Origin of the sequence: Shewanella sp. HN-41, assembly GCF_000217915.1 — a bacterium.
In the GTDB taxonomy this organism is placed as follows: domain Bacteria; phylum Pseudomonadota; class Gammaproteobacteria; order Enterobacterales; family Shewanellaceae; genus Shewanella.
Genome location: NZ_AFOZ01000014.1, coordinates 137,826 through 162,095 on the forward strand (window position 1 = coordinate 137,826; position 24,270 = coordinate 162,095).

Genomic DNA, 24,270 nt, shown 5'->3' on the forward strand with positions numbered 1-24,270 from the left:
CGATAGTTAAATTTGTTAGGGATTATTATGACCATGCAAAAAGACAGTAATAAGTCATTGTCTATTCTGATCACTCAAACGGCAGAGCGCCATTGGCAGCGGTTAGAGGAAGTGTGGTCCGAAGGGCTCTCGCAACTGACACCCAACCAGCAGCAAGAGTTAAAAGCTGTGCTTGGGCTCAGTGATTATGTGGCGGCGCAGTTGAGCCGTCACCCCGAATGGATAAGGTCACTGTTTGCTGGCGACTTGCAGCTGATTGAACGTCAATACTTTGATACTGAATTGCATGCAAAGCTTGCCAGTGCCACATCCGAAGAGATGGCTAAATCTGTGCTGCGACGCTTTCGTAACTATCAAATGGTGCGTTTGGCTTGGCGTGATTTTTTAGATTACGCGACGCTAGAAGAATCCCTCCTCGATTTATCGGTCCTTGCCGAGGCCTTAGTGATTTGTGCCCGTGATTGGCTCTACAGGGATATGTGTACTCAGTATGGCACGCCAATGGATAAGGCGGGCAATCCACAGCCATTGTTGATCTTAGGTATGGGAAAATTGGGTGGCCGTGAGCTTAATTTCTCCTCTGATATCGATTTGATTTTTACCTTCCCCGAACATGGTGAAACCGTCGGTGGCCGCCGTAACCTTGATAATCAACAATTTTTTATCCGTATGGGGCAGCGATTGGTTAATCTGCTCGATCAAATTAGTGTCGATGGGTTTGTCTTTCGTGTGGATATGCGTCTGCGTCCCTATGGCGAGAGTGGCCCGCTGGTGGTGAGTTTTAGCGGTCTTGAGGATTATTACCAAGAACAAGGCCGCGATTGGGAGCGATATGCCATGGTCAAGGCCCGAGCACTCGGACCTTGGAGCCACTTCAGTGATGAATTGCATTCTATGCTCAGGCCCTTTGTGTATCGCCGCTATATCGATTTTTCGGCGATTGAATCCCTGCGAAAAATGAAACAACTTATCGCCCAAGAGGTGCGTCGTCGCCAATTGACCGACAATATTAAACTCGGTGCCGGGGGAATACGTGAGGTGGAGTTCGTGGTGCAGAGCTTTCAGCTGATCCGCGGTGGCCGCGAGCCCTCTCTGCGCCAGCAGAGTTTATTTGGCGCTATGGACACTCTGTATAGCCTTGGGCAATTTGAGTATCTGGCGGTAGATGAGCTTAAGCACAGTTATTTGCTGCTACGTCGAGTCGAAAACCTACTGCAAGCTATCGATGATAAACAGACTCAAACATTGCCGAATAACCCGCTCGATTGGGCGAGATTGTGTTATGTGCTCGATATGGCCAATGAAACCGACCTTCGTACCCATATTGAGGCCGCGATGGCGAAAATTCATCGCCACTTTAAAGCGACCGTAGGGGGGAAGAAGGTGAAGAAAAAGCCGAGCATTGGACGATGCAACTGTGGAATGTGCAACAGGATGACCATGCCGTTGCCCTGCTAGCAGAGCAACATATCGAAGATCCACAGTTATGGCCTTTGCTCAGTCGCTGGCGTGAAACTGTGACTAAGCGTTCCATCGGCCCCCGAGGCCGAGAAACCCTCGATAAGTTAATGCCAAGATTGCTAGAAGAATTGCTTAATCAACCGAGTCCATCGGCGGCCTTTGAGCCCGTGTCTAAGGTACTTGAGCAGATTTTAACGCGCACAACCTACCTTGAATTGCTGTGTGAGAATCCCGGTGCGCGCCAGCAGTTGGTCAGTCTATGTTGCGCCAGTCCTTGGATTGCCGCCCAATTGGCTAAGTTTCCCATGTTGCTCGATGAACTTATCGATCCAGCACACTTATATGATACGACCTCGCTGGATGACTACCCCAGTGAACTGCGCCAGTATCTGCTGCGGGTGCCTGAAGATGATATGGAACAGCAGATGGAAGCGCTGCGTCAATTTAAGCTATCGCAACAGCTTAAGATTGCCGCAGCCGATGTGACGGGGGTTCTTCCTGTGATGCAGGTGAGCGATCACTTAACCTTTTTAGCCGAAGCGATTATTGAGCAAGTGGTGATGCAGGCATGGCAACAGGTCGCTCAGCGTCACGGTGTTCCCACTTATCTTGAGGGCAATGATACTGGTTTTGCCGTCATTGGCTACGGCAAGTTAGGGGGGATCGAACTGGGGTATGGTTCGGATCTCGATCTGGTGTTCCTGTATGAAGCACATGCTAGCATGGCCAACAGCCTAACCAATGGCGACAGGCCCATCGAGGTCGGACATTTTTATCTGAAACTGGCGCAGCGAATTCTGCATTTATTTTCGACTCGTACTACCTCGGGCGAGTTGTATGAGGTGGATATGCGATTACGCCCGTCGGGGGCATCGGGTTTGATGGTGAGTGAAATCACCCGTTTTGGTGAATACCAAGCCGATGAGGCTTGGACTTGGGAGCATCAAGCCTTAGTGCGTTCGCGCTTTGTTTTTGGGGATAATAGTCTGGCGGTGAAATTCAGCCGTATCCGAGCCTCGGTGCTGGAAAAACCGAGGGATAAAGGTGAGCTTAAAAAAGCGGTGCGCGAGATGCGCCAAAAGATGCGCGATCACTTGCTTAAAGTTAGTGAGGGGACATTCGATTTAAAGCAGAGTCCTGGTGGCATCGCCGATATTGAGTTTATTGCCCAGTATTTAGTACTGGCCAATGCCCATGAATATCCCGAATTGTCAATTTGGTCCGACAATGTACGTATTTTCGGTGTATTGGCCGAGCTTGAGCTTCTACCTATGATGAGCGCCCAGCATTTAACCCAAAGTTATTGTTGGTTAAGGGATGAAAATCATCGACTTACATTGCAGCAAAAACCGGGACAACTGCCTTATACTGGGGTGGAGGAACATGCCGAGCGAGTGCTTAACATTTATCGAACCGTGCTCGATTAGTTTCGCCTTTACCTCCCTAACCCGTTTAGGCCAATATTGTTGCCATTGAATGATGTCCACTAAATGCGGTACTGAATGTTGGCGCTAATCTGCAAGACGTTCCCATTAACTTGGTCTAAAGTTTAATAAGAGCAGCAAGCAGAGAGCGCCATGCAATTACCGCTAATCCCTGAGAATGAGCTACAACGTTTAGCCACATTGCGTTCACTCAATGTGTTAGATACCGATGCCGAAGAACGTTTCGATCGTATTACTCGGCTCACTCGACGGATTTTTTCCTTACCCTATTGTGTCGTTACCCTTGTCGATGCAAACCGTCAATGGTTTAAGTCCCGCCAAGGATTAGAAGTCACTGAAACCTCAAGGGATATTTCTTTCTGCGCCCATGCCATTAACCATGAGGGTATTTTCATTGTTAATGACACGCTCAAGGATCCTCGCTTTAGTGATAATCCACTGGTGACTGAACAGCCGCATATTCGGTTTTATGCTGGGTACCCCTTAACTATTCACGATCAATTTCGGGTGGGAACCCTGTGTCTAATCGATACTGTTCCGCGGACGTTTAGTGCTGAAGATATTGAAACCTTGACGGATTTAGGCCAGATGGTGGAGGCTGAGTTACTCTCCATTGCCCAAAATACCTTAGACCCACTCACGGCTATTTCTAATCGTCGTGGTTTTGAATTATTGGCGCATCAATCCCTAGCGAGTTGTCGTCGTACCAATGCAGAAGCGGCCTTGGTCTTCTTCGATCTAGACTTTTTTAAAGAAGTGAACGACAACTTTGGCCACCGTAGAGGGGATCAAGTGTTATATGATTTTGCCCATATTTTAATGTCTGCCTTTAGGGAGTCGGATGTGATAGCACGCCTCGGCGGTGATGAGTTTGTGGTGCTGTTAAGTTTTGTACACAGGGAGACGGTTAACCTCGCCATAAACCGTTTTAAACTGTTACTTGAGCAATATAATCAACGACATCCTCTGCAGCATAAGATTGCAACCAGTATTGGCGTTGCCCATTGGACGCCGGATTCAGATGTGAGCTTAGAGGATCTGTTCGATTCCGCCGATAAAGCTATGTACCAAGATAAAGCGGCCCACCACGGCGATAAGTCCTAGGGGGATTTTGCTTAAATAGATAAGGGCGACAATCCGTTTGTCTGGGGATCTTTAGTCCCAGAAGGGGCTTGTGAGCATCGCACTCACCGTTAACTATATGTCCTGAATTGTAGTTCTATTTATAGGAAGGTAACCTATGATGGGTCGTATGTAGGAGCCATTATTTAGACTGACTTTGTTTTAGGGGGGAGAAGGGGATTTCACCTTGCTGCTCATCCTATAGGGGATGAAAAATGACAAATTGGGTTTCAATAAATCTTGGCGATGCGCTATTAGCTGACTATCAGCTAATCAAATTGCAAAAAAACTTAGTTGATTTATATCATCGGCATGGACAGCCCAATTCTTTTGCCGCCTATTATCGACACGAGTCAAATGGACTCCATTGTTATATTCGCGTCTTTTTAACTCTCGAGTTTCAGTATGTCACTAAGCTTCAAAATACGGCTCAATGCGAGCCGCCAGAATTGAATGATCTGAGTTTTCTGGCAGGCAATCCAGATTATTTAGGGCATAGTTGTTAAGGGCTTTTGCCCCAAAGCTTGCTAGCATTCATTTAGTGAATCGAAAATTGACGAACTACTTGCTCTAACAGTTCAGAGAAGAGCCATGGGTATACAGTCATATTCAAATTTAAGTAGCTTTTCGCGTTTTAAACCCATTATTTTGCGCGTTTTTCCAATCTGAAATTATAAAAACTATTTAAAATCAACTACATATTGTTTAACCAAATTAGTTAATAGGTTTGGAAAACGCGCATGCGCGTTTTCCCAGGTGGTGTATTTGATAGAAAGCTGATAAGTTCTTTGCATACAGCTAGTTAACTGTGCGCGTTTTCACTGGTCCAACAAGGTAAATGCGCATGCGCACTAATAAAATGTTAGCCGAAATTAGGAATCAACAATGGCTGGAATATTTAGCTTTATTTGTTCATGTTGCGGAAAAAGACATGAAGGATCACCAAGTTTTGGAATGAAAGCACCAGACCCATTTCTTGAACAATCTACAGAAATTCGTTCTAAGGGGCATCTTGGTGATGATTTATGCCACTACGAAGATGAAGACGGCGTACATTATTTTATTCGTGTCACATTAGAGATTCCTATTCATGGCATCGAAGATGGTTTTCTATGGGGCGTCTGGGTTTCACTCAGTAAAAAAAGTTATGACGATTACATCGAAACTTATAACCAATCAGAAATTGATTCTGTTTATTTCGGTTGGCTTTGTAATTATTTACCCTATTATAAAAAAACCTATGCTCTAGCCTGCGATGTTTATCCACAATCACATAAACAAAGGCCCTATATAATTCTTCATGAGGTTGATAATGATCTTTATGATGATTTCAAGAATGGTATATCAATAGAGAAGGCACAAGAAATTGCAGAGTTCTGTATGCACGGCTAACAAGTTGCTCAACCCCGTTCACTTCGTTCACTGGACGGCTGCGCCTTTGCAAATGTGTGGTTTTGCTGCGCAAAACTCTACCACACATTTGCAAAGTCACATCCGCCGGTTAGCAAGGCGTTAGGCAACAAGGACGTAACTTTGGCAAATTTTAAGACCCTCGTAAAAATCCACGTTTCTCTTGGTGTGGTTAGCTTCGTACTTTTCGGTATTTCCACTTTTAGTTCTGATACGTTAACGGAGTCAGGTAAATTTTACTTACCAATAGTGACTTTTTTCTTCCCGGCATTTCATTTTTCAATTGCTTACGGATGTCAAAAGAAAAAGGAAATTGCTCGCATCGTTTCAAGGGTAACCGGATTTTTGCTAATGCCATTTTTTCCAGTAGGGACAATCATTGGATTCATAATTTTTGAAAACACTAAAAATAAAACAAGCGAAATTGATGCCTAACAAGTTACTTAATTTCGTTCCGGCCATAAAAAGCATGGCCTCCACGGGACTGCCTACGCTGCGCTGCGGCAGCCCATTAGTAATGCGTTAGGCATCTATATGAAATTCGAACTTTTAAAAAGTGATTGGATTGGAATTGTAGTTGGAGGTCTTATTGGCCTTATACAGGGAGTGGTGATTTTTACTAACGAAGGACAGCAGTGGTTAGGAGAGGTCGACTTACTACCAGTAATTTTGTTCGGCTTATTTGGGCCTCCAATCTTGGCGCTATTTAACAGGTTGTTACCATTGCCGATGCCTGGCTTTTATAAAACAGTTGGAAAATATATAAATACAATCTTTGCTATCATTGCGTTTGGTTTGTGTACAGGGTTATCTGGCTTTACCTACTATTTGATAATTGGTGGTCCCGATAGTGTACTTTTTATGCTGTCATTTTTTAGTTCAGCTGGTCTCGGTTTTTTCTTTGCTTACCTTATTTATCCCGAGCTCGCATTTAGGCCAAGCAAAGATGCCTAACAAGTGCCCAGCAAGCTGGTCAGGGACAATTATTCGCTGGCTGCCAGCAGTCAAAGCACTCACAATTGCCCCATACGCGGGCGTTAACCCATAGAAATTTTAGTCCGAACCTCACGAATGAGATCTACCAACCTATCACGCTTTTGTCCCAAAGCAATTAAGGTCTCCTTTTCTTATTGCTGAATTTGGCCAAGTTATTGTTAGGGCGTTAACTACAAAAATGTTAAGCGTTGCGGCTCATTTCAATTAAGCGGCTATAGGTGCGGCGAAACTCAAAGCTGAGGGCGCCGCCTTGATAGAGTTCTTTAAGTGGTACTTCACAACTCAAATATAGGGTTACGTTTTGATCGTATAACTCATCGATAAGACTGATAAAACGCCGAGCTGGATCATCATTGGCGGCGTAGGAGAGTTTACGCTCCCCCGTGGTTACGGCTTGGTTTTCACCTGTGCCATCTTCCGTGCCGCGGGCGCGGATCCAACCTTTCACTTCGCCGCCGAGTCTGGGCACATTACTCAACATTAAGATATTAAATTTACTTGCAATTTCGATGTAGTCCAACTGGGATCTTGGACCATCACACAGGGCATTAAAATCAAACCAAGCGACCGATGGCTGCTCACTGCTAAGCGTCGCACGGACAATGGGAATGTCACGCTGACAGATGCGAATGTGGGTCTGGCCTATGCTGGGAGCATTTTGGGTTAATGTGCTGAATATGCTATCGAAATCAAGTACACCTATGGGAGCTATATGCTGGGATGTTGAGGCCAATGCCTCCTCCGATACCTCATCAACTAAAGTGTTCATTCGATGATCTTGACTACCATTGAGGTGAAGCATTTGCGTGTGTTTTTGTAGCAGCGCAATACAGGGCAAAAATTTGTGTCTAGCGAGCCCATGTTCGTATAGGCGGTCGATGGGAATATTCGACGTGGCGACGAGTACGACACCTTGTTCAAATAGCTGTTGAAATAGGCCTGAGAGTATCATGGCATCGCCAATGTCTGATACAAAAAACTCATCGAAACAGAGCACCTTACATTCTTGTGCGAGATTGTTCGCAATCAGTTTTAAGGGGTCTCGTTGCCCCGAATGTTCCCGCAATGCTTGGTGGATCCGCGCCATAAATCGATGGAAATGCAGCCTTAATTTACCTTCACTCGGCAAACAATCGAAGAATAAGTCCATTAGGAAGGTTTTGCCCCGACCGACATCGCCCCAGAGATACAGACCCTTGATGGGTTGTGTGTCGTTATGGGTGAGGAGCGTTGAATTGGGCTGTGGCATCATCTGTTTAAATAACATATCGAGCGCCAACACCGCCTGTTGCTGCGCGGGATCGTCAATCAGATTTTCGCTCACTTTGGCGCGGTACACCTCGAGGGGCGTCATCATTGGGGTTATTGATTGCGAGCTAGCGGAGTTTGAGTGAGCCATATCTGGGTCTCGTTGACAAGGTGTTTTTGGGTGTTCGCTGCGTCGGTGCTGTGCACTCTGGGTTTGATTGGGCGCGATATAAGTGCTCACAGTATATGGGGCATCCTGTTACTCAGGAGCCATATTGCAAGGCGCTCAGGGTAGCATAGTCATTGACGTGACTTAAATCCCGCTCTGTGGGTTAGGTCAAATATTAAACGGAACCAGTGCTTTATTCTTGGGGAGTTTTACCTTAACATCTTTTTCACAAAAATAATGATATGGAATGAATCCAATGGCTAGCAAAGGCAATGGCATTACTTTTATCAGTGCGCAAACCTCGATTGAGGGCGACATTCAGTTAGGCTGCACGGCATTAGTTGCGGGTAAATTGCAGGGTAAGATTGGCTCTGCGGGACAAATTAAGATCGAGCACGGTGGTGAGATCGCCGGTGAAGTTAGCTGTGATGAGCTGCGAGTTTGCGGTGTATTTAGTGGTCGAGTCTGTTGTAATAAGTTGACTATTACCAGTTCTGGCGTGGTTGAAGGTGAAGTTGCCAGCCATCAGATGGAGATTTACGAAGGTGGCCAGTTTATTGGCCAGCGCATTAAAGGCCCTGAGCTGGATGCCTTGGCAGACATGCTGCAAGCGCCATCGACTCAACGCTCGGATGCGCATTTATATGCCAGCGAAAGCGGTTCTCTAAGAGGTGATCATCGTGCAATTCGTCCTTGGCTGTATGTTGCAGCAGCAACGGTTGTCATGGTGCTAGGTTTCAGTTTTGGACCCGAGCAATTACGTGAGTGGTTACCAAATGTGGGTGATAGCACGCTTAAAACTGAAGTGTTTCCCGTGACTCAGGGGATGGATGCCGAAAACGGTGTCAATCCATTACTCACGGAACAAACGATTGCGCCAGATACTGTGGCCAACAATACGACGGCGTTAGCCACAGCCGTTCCCGAATCGCTGGCTATGTCGCAGGATGCGGCGATGGAAGATTTACAGCAAATGGAACAAGGTCATGCGCAGATGGCGCAGGGTGATAATGGTGCTGCACCTATCAGCGAGAATGCAGGCAATAAGCTCTAATTTCTAAGCTCTGATCTCGAATCTCTTCTTGAATCTCTGATCTATGGGTATTAGGGACGTTTAGTTGTTTTTCGAGCTGGTTCGTGAGCCGCCAACTTAAACTTTCTGCCGTGGAAGAGCATCTGTGGTCGATGCCTTTATACCAGTGGCACCTAAGGCTGCTGCTCGGTTGCCAAAGGGCGCCAATTACCCTACAGAAAATCCGTGAAGCGTTCGATACTAAGGCGCAGGATAAACTCACGGCGCAGAGGGTGGCTGATCAACTTGGGGTTAGCCGTTCTACCGCCCGGCGTTATCTAGCGTTTTTACTGGAATGCAATGAGTTGGCGGCGGACCGAAGTTATGAGCCCATCGACCGCCCCGAACGTTGCTACCATAAGTTGGGATTGTGGGCTTTCTGCATTAGGCGCTAGTCCACTTTGACCCTTTCAAGCAGCCATTCTGGCAGCTTAGATTTTAAGTCGGGGATGATTCTGTCGATGTCCCCCCGTAAAATAATCAAAGGATCACCACTAAAAGCGGTGTTTGCTAATTGCTGCAGCCTTTCGGGCGTCAGAGCCTGCAACTCTGCATTGAGCTGCTGTACTTCACCTTGAGTTAACCCAGTGGCAAGTTGGTGTATATATTGGCTTTCACGCTGAATGCTGTTGTCTTGGCTGAGTAAATCCTCACCGATCATATAGGTTTTAAGTGCATCGACTTCGCCTTGGCTGGCACTTTGTGTCTTAACGAGCGCGAGGTGATCTATTATGCCCACCACAAAAGCGCCCGTATGTTCTATGGCTGTGCTGCCGTAAAACTTGATGCTGCTGGACAGCGGTGCATTGGCACATTGACCGTAGATGCCGTAGGTGAGGCCGCGTTTTTCCCGCAAATCATAATAGAGTCTACCCGAGAAACTGCGCCCCATCAGTGCGGCCAAACTACGGCAACTTAAGGCGACGTCCTGTGAACTGAGTTGGCTGGTTGCTGACATATCACCTAATGCACTATCTATGGCATAGCCTAGGCGGACTTGGGTCTGCACGCTACCCGGTGCATCGATAAGGTAAATTTTCTTGGTTTGTTTAGGTTTTGCCGTCTTGGACTTATCCGCCTCTGGCAACGATTTATCCAATGTTGGCCACGATTTAATGCTGGCTTGAAGGTCAAATTCGGCATGTTTTGCCTGTGAGCCGGGTAGAAACAGATGCCATTGCGCCTGCATTGCCGCCTGATGCTGGATTTGCTGCAGTTGTTTTAGGCTGAGTGAGTCGAACAGTGCATCATTATTGAGCACTCGATTGTAGGGATGTTCAGGCCCGAGCAGTTTATCGCGCCACACTTTATCTATCTCGGCGCCACTAAAAGCGTTTAAGTGCTTATTAAGCTTAAGTTGGCGGCGAATATTATCAACGTCGACGGCGGCCGTTGCCGCGCCATCGAAGGTATCTGGCTGCCAAAATTGCAGTAGCAAATCGTAGAGATGGTTAACCTCGTCGGGGCAGACGAGGCTTAAATTAATGCTGTGCAAGGTGACGCGAATATTGAAGCTCTCAAGGCAGGGATCTGCCCGGCTAATGGCGAGTGCACGGGCTTTTTCCTGAAAGGCAATCTGCAAAATATCAGGATTATCAAAGGGAATGTGCGGACTCACTGCGGCTAAACTGACTCTGTGATTCAGATGGTTATGGCGCTGAGTCGAGACTTCTCTGTGTAACTGATAGGGCAAATCTAATTGTGCAGGGACTTCATCCGTAAAAGTGCTACCCGCAGTGGGGATGATAATACCACTCTTAGGTAAAGCGGAGGATAGGGAGGCGGGCGTTTCAAAACTCGCTAAACTTGGCGGCTTGGTTGGGGTAAAGACAAGGTGCGTTTGCTGACAGGCGCTAAGTAATAAAACCGCAGCACAGCACATTAACCCGAGTCGCCACCTTAGCTGAGTGTGAATGTTTAACGTCGGAACCATCATAATATCGCATCCTCTAAGCTGTCGCTCATATCACTAGGTAACCATTCCAGCAGGGTTTTACTCCAGCGAATATACCAAGGCGGCAGCAGGTCGATTCTTACATAATCTTGATTAAAATATTGTTTTGCGACTCTTTGTATATCCTCGGCAGTGACTGCGTTGACGCGCTGCCACTGTGCGGTCAATGGATGATCTGTATCTTGTGCTGGGGTAGCCGACAGCAGTGTCGCTAAGGTTTGAGTGTCACTGAGTTGCTCTAATCGATTGTTTAACCACACTTGTTTAAGTGTGCAGAGACTTGTTTCATCTAGAGCATCTTGCTGTGTTTGTGCGACAAGCCCCAATACTTTTTGGGTTAAGTCATCGAGTGAGGTCCGTGCCCGAGGAACCAACACAATATTGGCAATCCCGTGATTTTCTAATTCAAAGGGTAGGGAATAACTGAGCATTTGGTCGGGATTATGTTGGCTGATTTTGCCAAGGCACTGGCGGTATTTTGAAGTAAATGGGCCTCAAGTAAACGAATCGCTGCGGCATCTGGGTGGTCTTTACCTACGGTATGCCAAGCCAGCAGTAAGCCGGGCCAAGGGCCACGTTCATCGATAAGCTCGGCATGTACGGGTTTGGGAGTGATGTTCAGTGCACTAAACGGGGGAATCGCTTGAGTGGGTTGTGGCCAAGAGCCAAAATTTTGCGCGATAAGGGTTTTGACCTCAGGACTCAGTTTGCCCACTAGGGACAGTTGCATGGCATCGGGGCGATAATAGGCATGGTGGAAGGTGGTTAAACTCTCGGGTGTGGCCTGGGTGATATCTTCGCGGCTACCAATGACTCCGTGGCCATAGGCAGTGCCTTCGACCTGCGCGAGCAAAAATTCCATTGCACTACGGACATAGGGTTGATTATCTATGGTTTGAGCCATTTCCTGCAGTACGGTTTCCTGCTGATTTTTAACTGTCGTTGCATTCAAGCTTGGGCGAATAAAACGGTCTGCTTCGAGATATAAGCCCCGTGCTAATGCTTGGCTAGGCAGAGTCACAAAATAATTCGTGTAATCAAAATGGGTGCTGGCGTTAAAACGTGCCCCAAGGGCGCTAAATTGCTGGGCATAGGTGTCACCGGGGGCGTTTTCGCTGCCCTTGAATAGCATATGCTCAAACAAATGGGCGTAACCGCTTTGGCCCTTGGCTTCGTTTCTGGAGCCAACATTGAATTGGCTGGCGATGGTTAGGGTTTGTTTATCTTCTAATGGCAATAAACGTACTTTTAGCCCATTGGCTAAGGTATAGGTTTCGATGAGTGACTCTAGTTGGTACAGGGGTTCTGTGCCAACGACATGGCATTGGGCCTTAAGCGCTGGGCTGAAAATACTGGCCATAAAGGCAATATAGAAGCTGACTTGGGTTTTCATTTCATATCCCGTCTCAATAGTGTAGCTACCGTTATCCTATGGGGCTGTGTTTTTGACGACTGCATTTGTGGCTCGTCGGATTTTATCTAAATCAGTTGAATAGCATTCAGTTTTTGAAAAGAACTGCTATGATGGCACAGTTCTTTTTCTGGCATAAGTACAAGATATGGTTAGCAGATCCCCGTTCGAATCCTTTCAGTGGAAAAGTGATATTTTTAACTGTGAAAGCACTGATATTGACAATTTTTATCTGTTGCTTGAACAGGAAATGTCCCGTTTGGGCATGGTTGAGAAGAAATTGGGTGAGGTGAGTAAATACAGCATCAGTTTGTATCAATCCCCCGCCGCTAAGTCAGGCTTACCTTCATTACTGATCAGCGCCGGTTTCCATGGCGAAGAGTCCGCTGGCCCATGGGGTTTACTGCATTTTTTAAGCGAGGCTTCTCCCGAATTATTCGAGCGAGTGAATTTAAGCTTATTGCCCCTAGTCAATCCCACTGGATTTAGTCGTGGTCATAGATTCAATAAGTTTGGTGAAAACCCTAACCGTGGGTTTGTGTTTGAAAATGGTAAACCTAAGGCGAATGAAACAACCTCGGTTGAGGGCAAGTTGTTATTGGAACACGCACAGCTGCTGATTGCCGCGAGCCGTGATGGCATTTTAACCTGCCATGAAGATGTTCTGAGTCGTGAAGCCTATGTGTATTCATTCGAGCCAAGCCAAGTCCCCGGGCGTTTTAGCCTCGATTTACGGGACACCTTAGGCGGATATTTCCCGATTGCTATGGACGGTGAGATTGACGGCTGCCCAGTAAAAGATGGCTTGATTTTCAATCACTTCGACACATCCTTCGAGGCATGTTTAGTGCGTAGTGGCGCCCGTGTCGGTGCCTGTACTGAAACCCCAGCGCTGCAAAACTTCGATCAAAGGGTATTGGCCAATAGTGCGGCTATGACACACTTTTTGGCCCTTTGTGCGCCATTATGTGATTGAAAAGCCAGTTTATAAGTAAAAAAATACCCGCGAATAGCGGGTATTTTTTTATCTGTGCAATATTACTGATTGATAATCGTTGGCACACCAGTGCGCTCGTCAAGCAGCTTCTTGATCACTGAAGAATCGGTATCGGCCTTAGCGATAAATTTAGCGACATCCTTTGGCAGGGATATAGAGACGGGCTCTGTAGATTCAAATTCAGCCACAGTGCGCGACAGCGGTTGATGCACGGCTAAGTAACGCTTGCCGTCAGGCTCCTCGGTGACTTTAATCGGCTGGTTCACAAATTGTACGCGGGTTCCCACTGGCACATTCTTGAACAAATGCTCGATATCATCGTGGCGTAAACGCACGCAGCCTTGGCTGACTCGTAAACCTATACCGAAACTCGCATTAGTCCCGTGAATCGCATATAAGTTGCCGATATACAGGGCATACAGCCCCATTGGGTTATCTGGGCCAGCTGGCCATACCGCCGGCAGGATTTCGCCCTTAGCGGCGTATTCTTTGCGGATGCGTGGTGTAGGTGTCCAGGTTGGATTGGCGCGTTTACGTTGTACGCTGGTCACCCAATTTTCGGGTGTGTCTTTACCAATTTGGCCTATGCCAATGGGTAAGACTTCAACGGTTTTCTTGCCCTTGGGATAGTAGTATAAGCGCATCTCAGCGACGTTGATCACTATGCCTTCGCGCGGTGCATTTGGCAGAATTAACTGCTGAGGAATTAATAGCTTGCTACCGGGTGTTGGCAGAAAAGGATCGACACCTGGGTTCGCTTCCAGCAAGTTACTCAGGCCGAGTTGGAATTGGGCGGCGATATCTTCGAGGGTGTGTTTGCCCTCCGGTACTGTGTAATACTGGTTTTCGCCAACTAACCGACTCTTTGGAGACGGTAGGGGATATTCCGTTGCTAAAGCGGAGAGACTTGGGAAAGCCAAAGTCAGTAATAGAGCTGTGGTGCGAAGCATACTCATAAGCGGATACTACGATTCCTGTTAATAAAAAAGCGTGTTTAGCGCTGCTTTCCCTATCGAAAATAGAGTGGCAATTTGACGGACAAAATGCACTGGCGCGCGAAGCTCGCATCCTTCCTTATTTTGAACATTATTTCAACTGAAATATGGTTCATAAAGCGTATTTATGCCTTATTTTAGCTTTAAACGTTTTGCTAGGCGATGAAGATTGCCTGGGTCGAGTCCTAGGGCTCTGGCTGTGGCAGCCCAATTGCCATTTTGTGCCCTAAATACCTGTTTGATGTAGTCACTCTGAAATGTGTCAGTTGCTAGGGTTAAGGTGACAAACTCCCGCAGGGAACCTGTTCCATCGACCGCTGGATTAATGGCCGATTGACCCATTTCTAAGGGGCTGAGTTTAAGGGGCAAATCCAAATGTTGGGGTTCTATGGTACAACTGCCGTCCTCTGCGGATACGCGGGCGAGGACAGTCGCCCTATGGATAGCGTGTTCTAACTCGCGCACATTGCCTGGCCAAGTATATTGATTGAGCAACATTAAGCTGCTGGGGCTGAAGTTGAGTCGTTTCATTCCGAGTTTTTGCCTATAGCGTTCGGCAAAGAAACCGCTTAATAGCGTGATGTCCTGTTCGCGCTCCCGCAGTGGCGGTACCAGTAAGGGAAAGACACTTAGCCTATGGTAGAGATCTGCCCTAAAGCGGCCGGCGAGCACTTCTGTTTTGAGGACTTTATTGGTTGCCGCAATGATGCGTACATCGACCTTAAGGCTGCGGTCATCACCCACTTTTTGCAGGTCACCATATTGCAAAACCCGCAGCAATTTGGCCTGTAGCGTGAGGGGCAACTCACCAATCTCGTCTAGAAAGAGTGTCCCCTTGTCGGCCATTTCAAACTTGCCACTGCGATGACTTATTGCCCCGGTAAAAGCGCCTTTGATATGGCCAAAGAGTTCACTCTCGGCAACCGACTCTGGGAGTGCCGCGCAATTTAGGTAGACTAACGCTTTGTTTGCCCTGGCGGATTTTTGATGTATTGCCTGTGCGACTAACTCTTTGCCTGTGCCTGTCTCGCCTAAGATCAGCACATTAAGGTCACTATGGGCAACGACTTCAATCTCTCGATTTAGACTTTGCATCAAGGGCGAGTGGCCAATGATTTCGGCATCGTAACTCAGGTTAGGGCTATTCTCCTGCGCATTGGTCGAATGGCTGCTTAGCGCCATGCGTTCGAGTTTTTCAACGAGCAGGGCATTGCTTAGGGATGCGGCGGCGATGGCACTTAAACTACGTAGTTCGGCATTGCTGAACTGATCGAATTGCAGGGGATTAAAGGCGTCGATAGTGACTGCGCCGATAAGGCGTTCATCGGCAAATAAAGGGAGCCCGATACAGGCATGGACTTTTAGCGCTCCAGTTTTATTGGGGATCAAACCATCGTAGGGATCGGCAAGTTCACTGTCAGCGGGGAAACGCACTATATCCCCCGCTCTGGCAATGGCCTCAAGCCTTGGGTGTTCATTGAGGATAAAACGTCTGCCGAGCACATCATCATTCAAGCCATCGATGGCAAGCGGCGTAAAATATTGACCGTGGAAGGTGAGTAGGGCTGCTGCATCACAGTGTAGGTTTTGCCTCACAGTGTTGAGTAAACGTGAAAAGCGATCCCTATGGGCTAAACCAGAGGTGATATCGAGGGCGATACGGGTGAGATCGGTTTGACTAAGGGTCATAAAAACTCCAGCAACGGCTAAGTTACCCTGATTTATACCATTGATTGTTATATTGACACATGTAGTTTAGACACCACTAGCAGTAAACCTGTGCCAGGCATGGGCAGAAGCGATCGATTATCCATGGCTCTTGGTCCTATAAATTAGGAATCCAAGGTGCCAGTGACGACACCTTGGAAGGGACTAGAATGGTTTTAGTCGAGCGTATTTAGTTATTGGGCTGTAATAGTTCCTCCTGTAGCTTGGGTGATTTATTCAGGGCTCTTCTGATTAAATCGACCAAGAAGGCTCCCATCAATAGGCCCCCAACACTGAAGATCACATCCCCAAACATACGCATCCATACCAGCCGTTCAACCAGTGGGCTATGAATAACCTCAGGCGAACGGGCGTACCAATAACCATGGTCGATGACGGCAAAAAATTGTGTAATACCAACGGGCAACAATGACATAAACACCATGGCAGCCAGTCCAATATTCAGACTCCAGAAGGCCCCTTTAAGCATTTTATTATTCCACTGCATATTGCCAGTTAGGCCGCGCAGGCAGAAGAGCATTAAGCCCATGCCTAGCATTCCATATACACCCATGAAGGCCGCATGACCATGGGTGGCTGTGGTATTTAACCCTTGGATATAATAGAGCGAAATCGGTGGGTTGATTAAAAATCCCAGCATGCCAGCACCGACTAAGTTCCAAAATGCGGTGGCCACAAAGAACATAATGGCCCAGTGGTATCTTTGCATCCATGGACTGGCCTTGCGCAGGCGGTAGGTTTCCATCGCCTCAAAACCTATGATGGCTAAAGGCACGACTTCTAAGGCTGAGAAAATAGCACCCCAAGCGATAACCGAGGTGGGTGTGCCCGTAAAGTAGAGGTGGTGTAAGGTGCCAATTAAGCCACCCGTCAAGAAGATCACCGTAGTAAATAGCACTGCACCGTTGGCGCTGCGGCCGCGGATCAGGCCTAAGCGAACTAACATCAGCGCAATGACCGCGGTTGCAAAGGTTTCGAAGAAGCCTTCAACCCACAAGTGTACTACCCACCAACGCCAATATTCGGCGATGGCTAAATTGGAGTGTTTGCCCATAAAGAGGCCAGCACCATAGAACAAACCAATGGCCACGCAGGAGGCATACAGTACCCAGATGACGGGGCGCATTTCGCCTTGTACCTTGAGGGCGGGTTTGATGGCGGCGGTGACTAACGCGAGCCAAATTAGTAATCCCACGAGGAGTAGGACCTGCCATACTCGGCCTAAGTCTATGTACTCATAACCTTGATGGCCAAAGAGAAAGTTCATATCGAGGTCGAAATACTGCTGCACCCCAATCCATTCACCCGCCATCGAACCTAGCACTACGACCACTAAGGCTACCCAAAGTACGTTAACGCCTAGACGTTGATATTTGGGTTCATAGCCCGATAATGCGGGGGCAATATATAAACCTGTGCCTAACCAAGCCGTGGCGATCCAAAATACCGCCAATTGTGTGTGCCAGGTACGAGTCACCGAGTAGGGAAGTATCTCGGAAAGGGGGAAACCGTAAAATTCTTGGCCTTCCACCGCATAGTGAGCGGTAATGCCCCCGAGTAAAATTTGCAGTAAAAATAGACCTACAGCTGTGATGAAGTATTTGCCGACGGCCTTTTGTGAAGCGGTAGGTTTAGTAAAAAACAGCGGATCTTGTTCCGATGGTTTAGGCAGACTTTCATGCTTACCGCTGGCATGGTGCCAGAGCAACCCGCCAATACCCGCTATCAGGGTCACGATACTGAGTATTGACCAGACAATATTATCCGAGGTGGGAGTATTGCCAAGTTGGGGATCAAAGGGCCAGTTATTGGTGTAAGTATAGGGTGCATCGGGGCGTTCAGTGATTGCAGCCCAAGCGCCCCAAAAGAGGAAAGCATTGAGTTGTTCACGGCGGGCAAGATCGGGCACTGTGCCTTCTTTCATGGCGTATTGTTCGCGCAGTGAACTGAGCTTAGGATCATCACCAAACAAGGATAAATAATGTTGAGTAACCCTGCTGATCGCCTCTACCCGTGTGGAGGATAGTTTAATCAGGCTAGTGCCATCGGCCTGTGGTTCGACACTGTTATGGCGTAAATCATCCCTTAAGGCTTGCTCAAGCCCGGCTTTTTCTTGGGAGTTCAATTGGGTGAACGGCGTCTGGTATTGTTGCTCGGCGCGCAGGTCGAGCCAAGCTTCGGCTTCCCTGTGTAACCAGTCTGCTGTCCAATCGGGGGCAACATAGGAGCCATGTCCCCAAATTGATCCGAGTTGATGGCCACCCATTGAGCGCCATACTAATTGGCCCTGTTCTATATCATTTTCGCTAAAAACAACTTGGCCATTAACATCGATAAAGGCTGTGGGTATGGGTGGTTTTTCCCGATAAATTTCACTGCCTACACTCAGTAGTACAGTAAATGAAGCAATCAACACTAATAATAGTGCGATGGCGGTGAGTTTTTGTTTGCTCATAAGTCCCCTTAATGCAACGTCATTTTGATACCTTTTGTTGGCTATTGCGCAAAATGTGCCAAGTTTTTTGTCGTTGAAAACAAAGGAATATTTTTATTTTGTGTTTGTTTTTATTGTCTTTTTGATACTGTTTATTTTTGTCAAAATGACATTAATTGTTTTTATGACAATGAATAATAAACAGATGTCGATAAAACAATTATCGCGGTCTGTTTACCTCGGGAGTGTTGGTGTTTAATGGTTTTTTTTACAACAAAAATTAATCTAAGAATGTCAAAGCCCTCTAACATTTTTAAGCCTAATACTAGGTTTAATCGGCTTTAAGGTTGGTTTTGAATGATATAGTGTATTTATAGAAAGTTATTGCCGTTATTTTAGTTTTAACTATAGAATTTGTGTTGGATGTTGTTTTTTTAATTATATGATAATTATCGTTTTTATATAAATTAATGTTAATGTTTGATTGTTTGTGGATTTTTAAGTTTTTACGGGTTTTTATATGGAAGTTGATCTAAGGTTACCATTGGTGATGTCTTGCCGTAGATGATTGAAATTTAATATTTAATGCTCCAATGTTTTGTATTTTTTATGCTAATATAAAAACTCAAAAATTGTCAGTTGAGTTATTTTTAACCTCGGTGATTTGTCTATCGGATAGCTAAACAAGCGGTATTTAAGGAGGCATGTATGGATGCAAATTCCATCAATAGTTTTTTTCTGATCGGTGCCTTACTTACTGCAGTGAGTGTTTTGCTCAGCCCCATGTCTTCCCGCCTCGGGATCCCTATTTTATTGATTTTCCTCGCTGTAGGTATTCTAGCCGGTGAAGATGGCCCTGGTGGGATCCTGTTCGATGACTATTCGACCGCCTACCTTGTCAGTAACTTAGCCCTAGCGATAATTCTGCTCGATGGTGGTATGCGTACAAGGGTGGCAAGCTTTAGGGTGGCGTTGTGGCCGGCATTATCCCTGGCGACCTTTGGCGTCGCTATTACCACGAGTATCACTGGCATCATGGCGGCATGGTTGTTTGATTTACATTGGTTGCAAGGTTTATTGGTGGGGGCCATTGTCGGTTCAACCGATGCCGCGGCGGTATTCTCCTTACTTAAAGGGCGCAGCCTCAACGAGCGGGTGGGGGCGACACTGGAAATTGAATCCGGTAGTAACGATCCCATGGCGGTATTCTTAACTGTGACGCTGATTGCGATTCTCGCCAATGTCGGTGCCGAACTGTCGGTCAGCTTTATGTTGATCAGCTTTATTAAACAGTTCGGCTTGGGCATTTGTTTAGGACTCGGTGGCGGTTGGCTACTGTGGAAATTAGTCAATTTAAGTAAGCTCGCCGAGGGGCTGTATTCAATTTTAGTCTTAAGTGGTGGGCTGATTATTTATGCGGCATCTAACAAACTTGGGGGGAGTGGCATTTTATCGATTTATCTGGTGGGTTTGTTCCTCGGTAATAAACCGACCCGTGGCCGCCATTCCATCTTAAACGTGCTCGACGGTATGACCTGGGTCTGCCAAATTGGCATGTTCCTCGTGCTAGGGCTGTTACTCACCCCCTCTGATTTATTTGATATTTTACTCCCAGGTTTTGCTTTAGCATTTGGGATGATCCTCTTTGCTAGGCCGCTGGCCGTGTGGCTGAGTCTTTTGCCCTTTAAGAGTTTTTAGTCGTCGCGATCGCTGGTTTATTTCCTGGGTCGGTCTGCGCGGTGCTGTGCCCATCATTTTGGCGGTATTTCCTATGATGGCGGGCCTGCCTGAGGCGCAGTTGTACTTCAACTTGGCTTTTTTCGTGGTACTAGTGTCGCTATTAGTTCAAGGGGCTTCACTTACCACTGCGGCTCGTTTAGCCAAGGTTGAACTGCCCCAAAAGCCGTTGCCCATTTCACGTTCGGGGGTTGAGATTTACCCGAGCAGTGAGTGGGAAGTCTTTGTATATCGTTTGAGTGAAAGTAAGTGGTGTATCGGTGAGCCTCTAAAGCGCTTATCTATGCCGGATGGGACACGGATCGCAGCCGTATTTCGTGGCGACACATTATTGCATCCCTCGGGTAGCACCAAATTAGAGGCTGGGGATATTCTGTGTGTTCTTGGGCAGGAACGCAGTCTTGAGGCCCTGAGCACTCTCTTTAGTCAAGCGCCTGAAACGAAAGATGTACCGCGTTTCTTTGGTGATTTTTTTATCGAAACCGACGTCAAACTGACCGATTTGGCACCCATTTATGGTTTGAGCTTAGATAATCTCACCGACGATATGACGGTCGCAGATCTTGTGGTATCACAGCTTGGCGTCAATCCTGTGCTGGGTGATCAGTTCCAATGGCAATCGTTGCATTGGGTGGTGGCGGGGCTGTATGAAGGCAAAGTCACTAACGTCGGTATTCGTTTACCGACCGAGAATGCACTCTAATCCTATGTGCTAGATGGTCTTTACTATCGAAAGTCACCATAAAAAATGCCAGCTTATTTGCTGGCATTTTTATATTCAAAAGCTGATTGAGCTTATTGATATAAAGATTTGTCCTTTGGGTCGGGGCGGGTCTTAAAACGGCGATGTAACCACATATATTGGGCGCGGTTTTTATCGATAATGGATTCGATAATCCGGTTGCCGCGAATGGCGTCGCTTAGTTCATCCTCCCCAGGGGAAATCCTCCAGCGGCGGCATAATTTCGATTTGATAGCCCCTATCGCCTTCGGTACGCTCGACAAAGAAGGGCAAAACCTTAGCTTTGCCTAGTTTGGCAAGTGTGGTCGCCCCTGTGATTGTGGCGGCATCTGGCATGGCGTAAAAGGGAATAAATACCGCACTAGAGCGACCAAAGTCTTGATCGGCGGTGTACCAAATCACATCGGGATTACGCAGACAGCGCACCATTTGGCGCAGATCCCGCTTAGAGACTAGACCTTTGTTTGAACGTAAACGCCCCTTCACCTGTAGGTATTCCATCACGGGATTATTGTGCGGGCGGTAAACGCCAACGCCGGGCTGGAACTGACCAAAAATACGGGCGCCCATTTCCAATGGTAAACAATGCACGGCAAAGAGGATGACACCGTGGCCGGCATTTAGGGTGTTTTGTACCTGTTCTTTGCCTGTGATGTGCATATGCTGCTGCACTTTGGCATCGGACCACCACCACGCATTGATGGTATCGAAAATGGCTTTGCCTGTTTCTTCGAAGTTACGGGTAAGCAGTTGTTCTCGCTCACTCTCTGGCATGTCAGGAAAACATAGCGTTAAATTGCGGCGAGCAGTATGGGTGCGACTCCCCGCAACTGCCATGACTAAACGGCCTATCCATTTACCTAATTTCATCTGCCAAGACAGGGGCAAGAGTTGGGTTAAACGCATTAATAATACGCCAAACCACATGGGCCAATGTTTAGGATGGTATAACGAAGATGAAAACTCGGCTTTCTCGACCACGAAAATACTCACTACTTTTGAAAATTACTGCTTATTCTAACTCAATTTTTGTCGAAAATTAGGTACAATCACGGTTTAATTTCTGCAAAAGATAAGAGCACTATGAAGGTTTCTCTGCCAGCATTTGAAAAAGCCAGAGTGTTAGTCGTCGGCGATGTGATGTTAGACCGCTATTGGGTTGGCCCTACGGGACGCATTTCCCCCGAAGCCCCCGTGCCTGTGGTGAAGATTAATCAAGTCGAAGACAGACCCGGCGGCGCGGCCAACGTGGCGCTCAATATCGCGACCTTAGGTGGTCAAGTCCAACTTGCCGGGCTTGTCGGCCAAGACGATACTGCCCATGCCTTAACGCTCGGCGTGCAAACCTTAGGGGTTGAACCCCAATGGTTAAGCATTGCAGACAAGCCTACCATCACTAAGTTGCGGGTATTATCACGCAACCAGCAGTTGATCCGCCTCGACTTCGAAGAAGCCTTCGATAAGGCTGACAGTGTTCGCTTACTTAAGCAATCCGAAGCCTTACTCGATTCCGTCGATGTGGTGGTGTTATCTGACTACGCCAAGGGCGCTATCGATCAGCCGCGTGACTTTATTGCCTTAGCGCGCGCTAAGGGTGTGATGGTGTTAGTCGACCCTAAGGGCAGTGACTTTGGCCGTTACCATGGCGCGTCATTGATTACCCCGAATATGAGCGAGTTTGAAGCAGTTGTGGGCACTGTGACCTCTGAAGCGGATCTGCTGGAAAAAGCCCGAGGCTTACTCAAACAACATCATTTTGATGCCATTTTGGTGACTCGTTCTGAAAAGGGCATGACCTTAGTGACCGCCAATGCGCCTGAGTTGCATATTCCTACCGTTGCCCGTGAGGTTTATGACGTGACGGGGGCGGGTGATACTGTGATTTCGGCCTTAGCAACCTCATTAGCGGCGGGCGCCGATTTACCGCAAGCTTGTGCGATAGCCAATACCGCCGCTGGTGTGGTCGTTGGTAAACTGGGCACTTCTACCGTGAGCCGCATTGAGCTTATTGAAGCCCTTGCACTGCATCATGGCGAATCCGGTTTTGGTGTGGTGAGTGAAGACCAACTCGCCTATGCCTTGGAGCAAGCTAAACTGCGTGGTGAGCGCGTGGTGATGACCAATGGCTGCTTCGATATTTTGCATGCGGGCCACGTGAGCTACCTTAAACAGGCCAAGGCATTGGGGGATCGTTTGATTGTGGCTGTCAATGACGATGCCTCGGTTAAACGTCTTAAGGGCGAGGGGCGTCCAGTCAATCAAGTCGATCGTCGTATGGCCGTGTTAGCGGGCTTAGCCTCGGTCGATTGGGTTGTGCCTTTTAGTGAAGATACCCCACAGCGGATCATTGCCAGATTGTTGCCGGATCTGTTGGTAAAGGGGGCGATTATAGGATTGAGGATATCGCCGGCGGCGCAGAAGTGATGGCCGCAGGTGGTCGAGTGCAAGTGCTGGGCTTTGAGGACGGTATTTCAACGACGGCGATTATTCAAAATATCATGGCGAATCAGTGAGCCTTATTACACTGACCTTGATGACTAGCCTGTCTTGGGTGCCTATCGCCGATAAGCAGGCTTTAATCTGTCCTTTAGCCGAATTAAAGGAATGCCTCGAAATACTCCCCGCATCTGTACGGCTCCAATTACCTAGCACTCCTGCACAATTTAAGCATGACCTCGGTCTGCGCAGCGCTATGGTTATGCCGGTAGCTGATAGTCATTTATCCGGTTTAATACTGATTAATGAGCGAGAAACACCAGAGGTTCAATTCGCCAATATTGATCGGGTGACCTATCAGTTAGATTTGCAAGAACAGGCCCAACTGACCCTCTGGCACGAACTGGGGCATCTTGAGAATCTTGCCCTGCAAGGCAGTTTATTGCCTGAAAACTTAACCACTTACCAACATGAATGGTTAGCCGATATCTACTTGATTTGGCGTATAGCGAGGGAAAAGGGCAGTTACCATCTTGCATGGCAGCAATATCATAGGCGAAACCTTGCTGCATTAACAAACCCTAAACATATGTCTCACTGGAGCGCGCCTGTGATGATGCAAATGTTAAATGGTTATGAGGTATTGCAAGTTGCACATTACAATCAATATCGTGACTTTTTGGCCGATTTTTACCCCACAGTAACACAAATAGATCCTCGCACCTTAGGTGAATATTCGAGTTTAATGCAACGCACTTTTGGTGGAAGTGTCTTACAACCCCTTCCTGAATATCTCTTTTGGCGAAAAGCAGAACTTGGCCACTATTTAAAGCCCACCTTTGATTTGTTAATGGGACGAGAGAAATCCCATGACTGGTTGCTTCAAAATGCAATGTTATAGATATGTAAATTA

16 protein-coding genes and 4 pseudogenes are annotated in these 24,270 nt (G+C 47.3%); 12 read left to right on the forward strand and 8 right to left on the reverse strand.

The genetic code is table 11. The annotated features are described in order from the left end of the window. The first annotated feature begins 27 nt into the window (after window positions 1–27). From glnE to SOHN41_RS03305, 6 genes and pseudogenes are all read left to right on the forward strand, one after another. A pseudogene (gene glnE, locus SOHN41_RS03280) lies at window positions 28–2,888 on the forward strand (bifunctional [glutamate--ammonia ligase]-adenylyl-L-tyrosine phosphorylase/[glutamate--ammonia-ligase] adenylyltransferase). A 150-nt stretch (window positions 2,889–3,038) separates the two neighbouring features. Then, window positions 3,039–4,010, forward strand: coding sequence for a GGDEF domain-containing protein (locus SOHN41_RS03285; protein ID WP_007645561.1), 972 nt, complete (start codon window positions 3,039–3,041; stop codon window positions 4,008–4,010). A 233-nt stretch (window positions 4,011–4,243) separates the two neighbouring features. Then, window positions 4,244–4,534, forward strand: coding sequence for a hypothetical protein (locus SOHN41_RS03290; RefSeq protein ID WP_037457949.1), 291 nt, complete (start codon window positions 4,244–4,246; stop codon window positions 4,532–4,534). A 379-nt stretch (window positions 4,535–4,913) separates the two neighbouring features. Then, a complete protein-coding gene (locus SOHN41_RS03295; protein WP_037457951.1) occupies window positions 4,914–5,420 on the forward strand; it encodes a DUF2199 domain-containing protein in 507 nt (168 codons plus the stop codon). Window positions 5,421–5,561: 141 nt separating this feature from the next. Next, entirely contained in the window at window positions 5,562–5,873 is a 312-nt protein-coding gene (locus tag SOHN41_RS03300) for a hypothetical protein (protein ID WP_037457953.1), read from the forward strand. Window positions 5,874–5,972: 99 nt separating this feature from the next. Further along, the gene (locus tag SOHN41_RS03305; RefSeq protein WP_037457955.1) at window positions 5,973–6,392 is read left to right on the forward strand and encodes a hypothetical protein; all 420 of its coding nucleotides are present in this window, start codon (window positions 5,973–5,975) and stop codon (window positions 6,390–6,392) included. 223 nt (window positions 6,393–6,615) lie between these two features. Here SOHN41_RS03305 and zapE read toward each other — a convergent pair whose 3' ends face one another. Then, complete coding sequence (zapE, locus tag SOHN41_RS03310) at window positions 6,616–7,833, reverse strand: cell division protein ZapE (protein WP_037457958.1); 1,218 nt, start codon at window positions 7,831–7,833, stop codon at window positions 6,616–6,618. A 274-nt stretch (window positions 7,834–8,107) separates the two neighbouring features. Between zapE and SOHN41_RS03315 the strand changes: the two genes are divergently transcribed. Together SOHN41_RS03315 and SOHN41_RS03320 are read left to right on the forward strand one after the other, a co-directional pair. Continuing rightward, window positions 8,108–8,905 (forward strand): bactofilin family protein, encoded by a 798-nt coding sequence (locus SOHN41_RS03315; RefSeq protein ID WP_007645572.1) that lies wholly within the window; start codon window positions 8,108–8,110, stop codon window positions 8,903–8,905. An 83-nt stretch (window positions 8,906–8,988) separates the two neighbouring features. Continuing rightward, the gene (locus SOHN41_RS03320; RefSeq protein ID WP_007645573.1) at window positions 8,989–9,318 is read left to right on the forward strand and encodes an HTH domain-containing protein; all 330 of its coding nucleotides are present in this window, start codon (window positions 8,989–8,991) and stop codon (window positions 9,316–9,318) included. Here SOHN41_RS03320 and SOHN41_RS03325 read toward each other — a convergent pair. The 3 genes from SOHN41_RS03325 to SOHN41_RS03330 are packed head-to-tail and all read right to left on the reverse strand — an operon-like array spanning window position 9,315 to window position 12,270. Continuing rightward, on the reverse strand, window positions 9,315–10,859 hold the full coding sequence (locus SOHN41_RS03325; protein ID WP_037457963.1) for a M16 family metallopeptidase: 1,545 nt from the start codon (window positions 10,857–10,859) through the stop codon (window positions 9,315–9,317). The two genes, SOHN41_RS03320 and SOHN41_RS03325, sit on opposite strands and share 4 nt — an antisense overlap. Further along, window positions 10,856–11,308 (reverse strand): hypothetical protein, encoded by a 453-nt coding sequence (locus tag SOHN41_RS20275; protein ID WP_007645576.1) that lies wholly within the window; start codon window positions 11,306–11,308, stop codon window positions 10,856–10,858. The genes SOHN41_RS03325 and SOHN41_RS20275 overlap by 4 nt, the downstream gene beginning before the upstream one ends. Next, window positions 11,278–12,270, reverse strand: a complete 993-nt coding sequence (locus tag SOHN41_RS03330) for a M16 family metallopeptidase (RefSeq protein ID WP_007645578.1) — start codon at window positions 12,268–12,270, stop codon at window positions 11,278–11,280. Before SOHN41_RS03330 ends, SOHN41_RS20275 begins: the two co-directional genes overlap by 31 nt. 166 nt (window positions 12,271–12,436) lie before the next feature. On the opposite strand from SOHN41_RS03330, the gene SOHN41_RS03335 reads away from it, so the two are divergent. After that, window positions 12,437–13,264 (forward strand): M14 family metallopeptidase, encoded by an 828-nt coding sequence (locus SOHN41_RS03335; RefSeq protein ID WP_037457966.1) that lies wholly within the window; start codon window positions 12,437–12,439, stop codon window positions 13,262–13,264. A 62-nt stretch (window positions 13,265–13,326) separates the two neighbouring features. Here the strand turns inward: SOHN41_RS03335 and SOHN41_RS03340 are convergent, their stop codons facing one another. From SOHN41_RS03340 to SOHN41_RS03350, 3 genes are all read right to left on the reverse strand, one after another. Beyond that, entirely contained in the window at window positions 13,327–14,241 is a 915-nt protein-coding gene (locus SOHN41_RS03340; RefSeq protein ID WP_037457969.1) for a L,D-transpeptidase family protein, read from the reverse strand. A 171-nt stretch (window positions 14,242–14,412) separates the two neighbouring features. Beyond that, window positions 14,413–15,969 carry a nitric oxide reductase transcriptional regulator NorR gene (gene norR, locus SOHN41_RS03345; RefSeq protein WP_007645584.1) on the reverse strand — a complete coding sequence of 519 codons (1,557 nt, stop codon included), beginning with the start codon at window positions 15,967–15,969 and terminating at the stop codon, window positions 14,413–14,415. A gap of 208 nt (window positions 15,970–16,177) precedes the next feature. Next, window positions 16,178–18,463: a nitric-oxide reductase large subunit gene (locus SOHN41_RS03350; RefSeq protein ID WP_007645586.1), complete on the reverse strand. Its 2,286-nt coding sequence runs from the start codon at window positions 18,461–18,463 to the stop codon at window positions 16,178–16,180. A gap of 687 nt (window positions 18,464–19,150) precedes the next feature. On the opposite strand from SOHN41_RS03350, the pseudogene SOHN41_RS03355 reads away from it, so the two are divergent. After that, window positions 19,151–20,882 (forward strand): annotated as a pseudogene (locus SOHN41_RS03355) (potassium/proton antiporter). A gap of 92 nt (window positions 20,883–20,974) precedes the next feature. On the opposite strand, the pseudogene SOHN41_RS03360 reads toward SOHN41_RS03355, so the two are convergent. Then, window positions 20,975–21,902: pseudogene (locus tag SOHN41_RS03360) on the reverse strand (LpxL/LpxP family Kdo(2)-lipid IV(A) lauroyl/palmitoleoyl acyltransferase). A gap of 102 nt (window positions 21,903–22,004) precedes the next feature. On the opposite strand from SOHN41_RS03360, the pseudogene hldE reads away from it, so the two are divergent. Together hldE and SOHN41_RS03370 are read left to right on the forward strand one after the other, a co-directional pair. Beyond that, window positions 22,005–23,434 (forward strand): annotated as a pseudogene (gene hldE, locus SOHN41_RS03365) (bifunctional D-glycero-beta-D-manno-heptose-7-phosphate kinase/D-glycero-beta-D-manno-heptose 1-phosphate adenylyltransferase HldE). After that, entirely contained in the window at window positions 23,431–24,258 is an 828-nt protein-coding gene (locus tag SOHN41_RS03370) for a hypothetical protein (protein ID WP_007645598.1), read from the forward strand. Before hldE ends, SOHN41_RS03370 begins: the two are co-directional and overlap by 4 nt. Window positions 24,259–24,270: the final 12 nt, after the last annotated feature.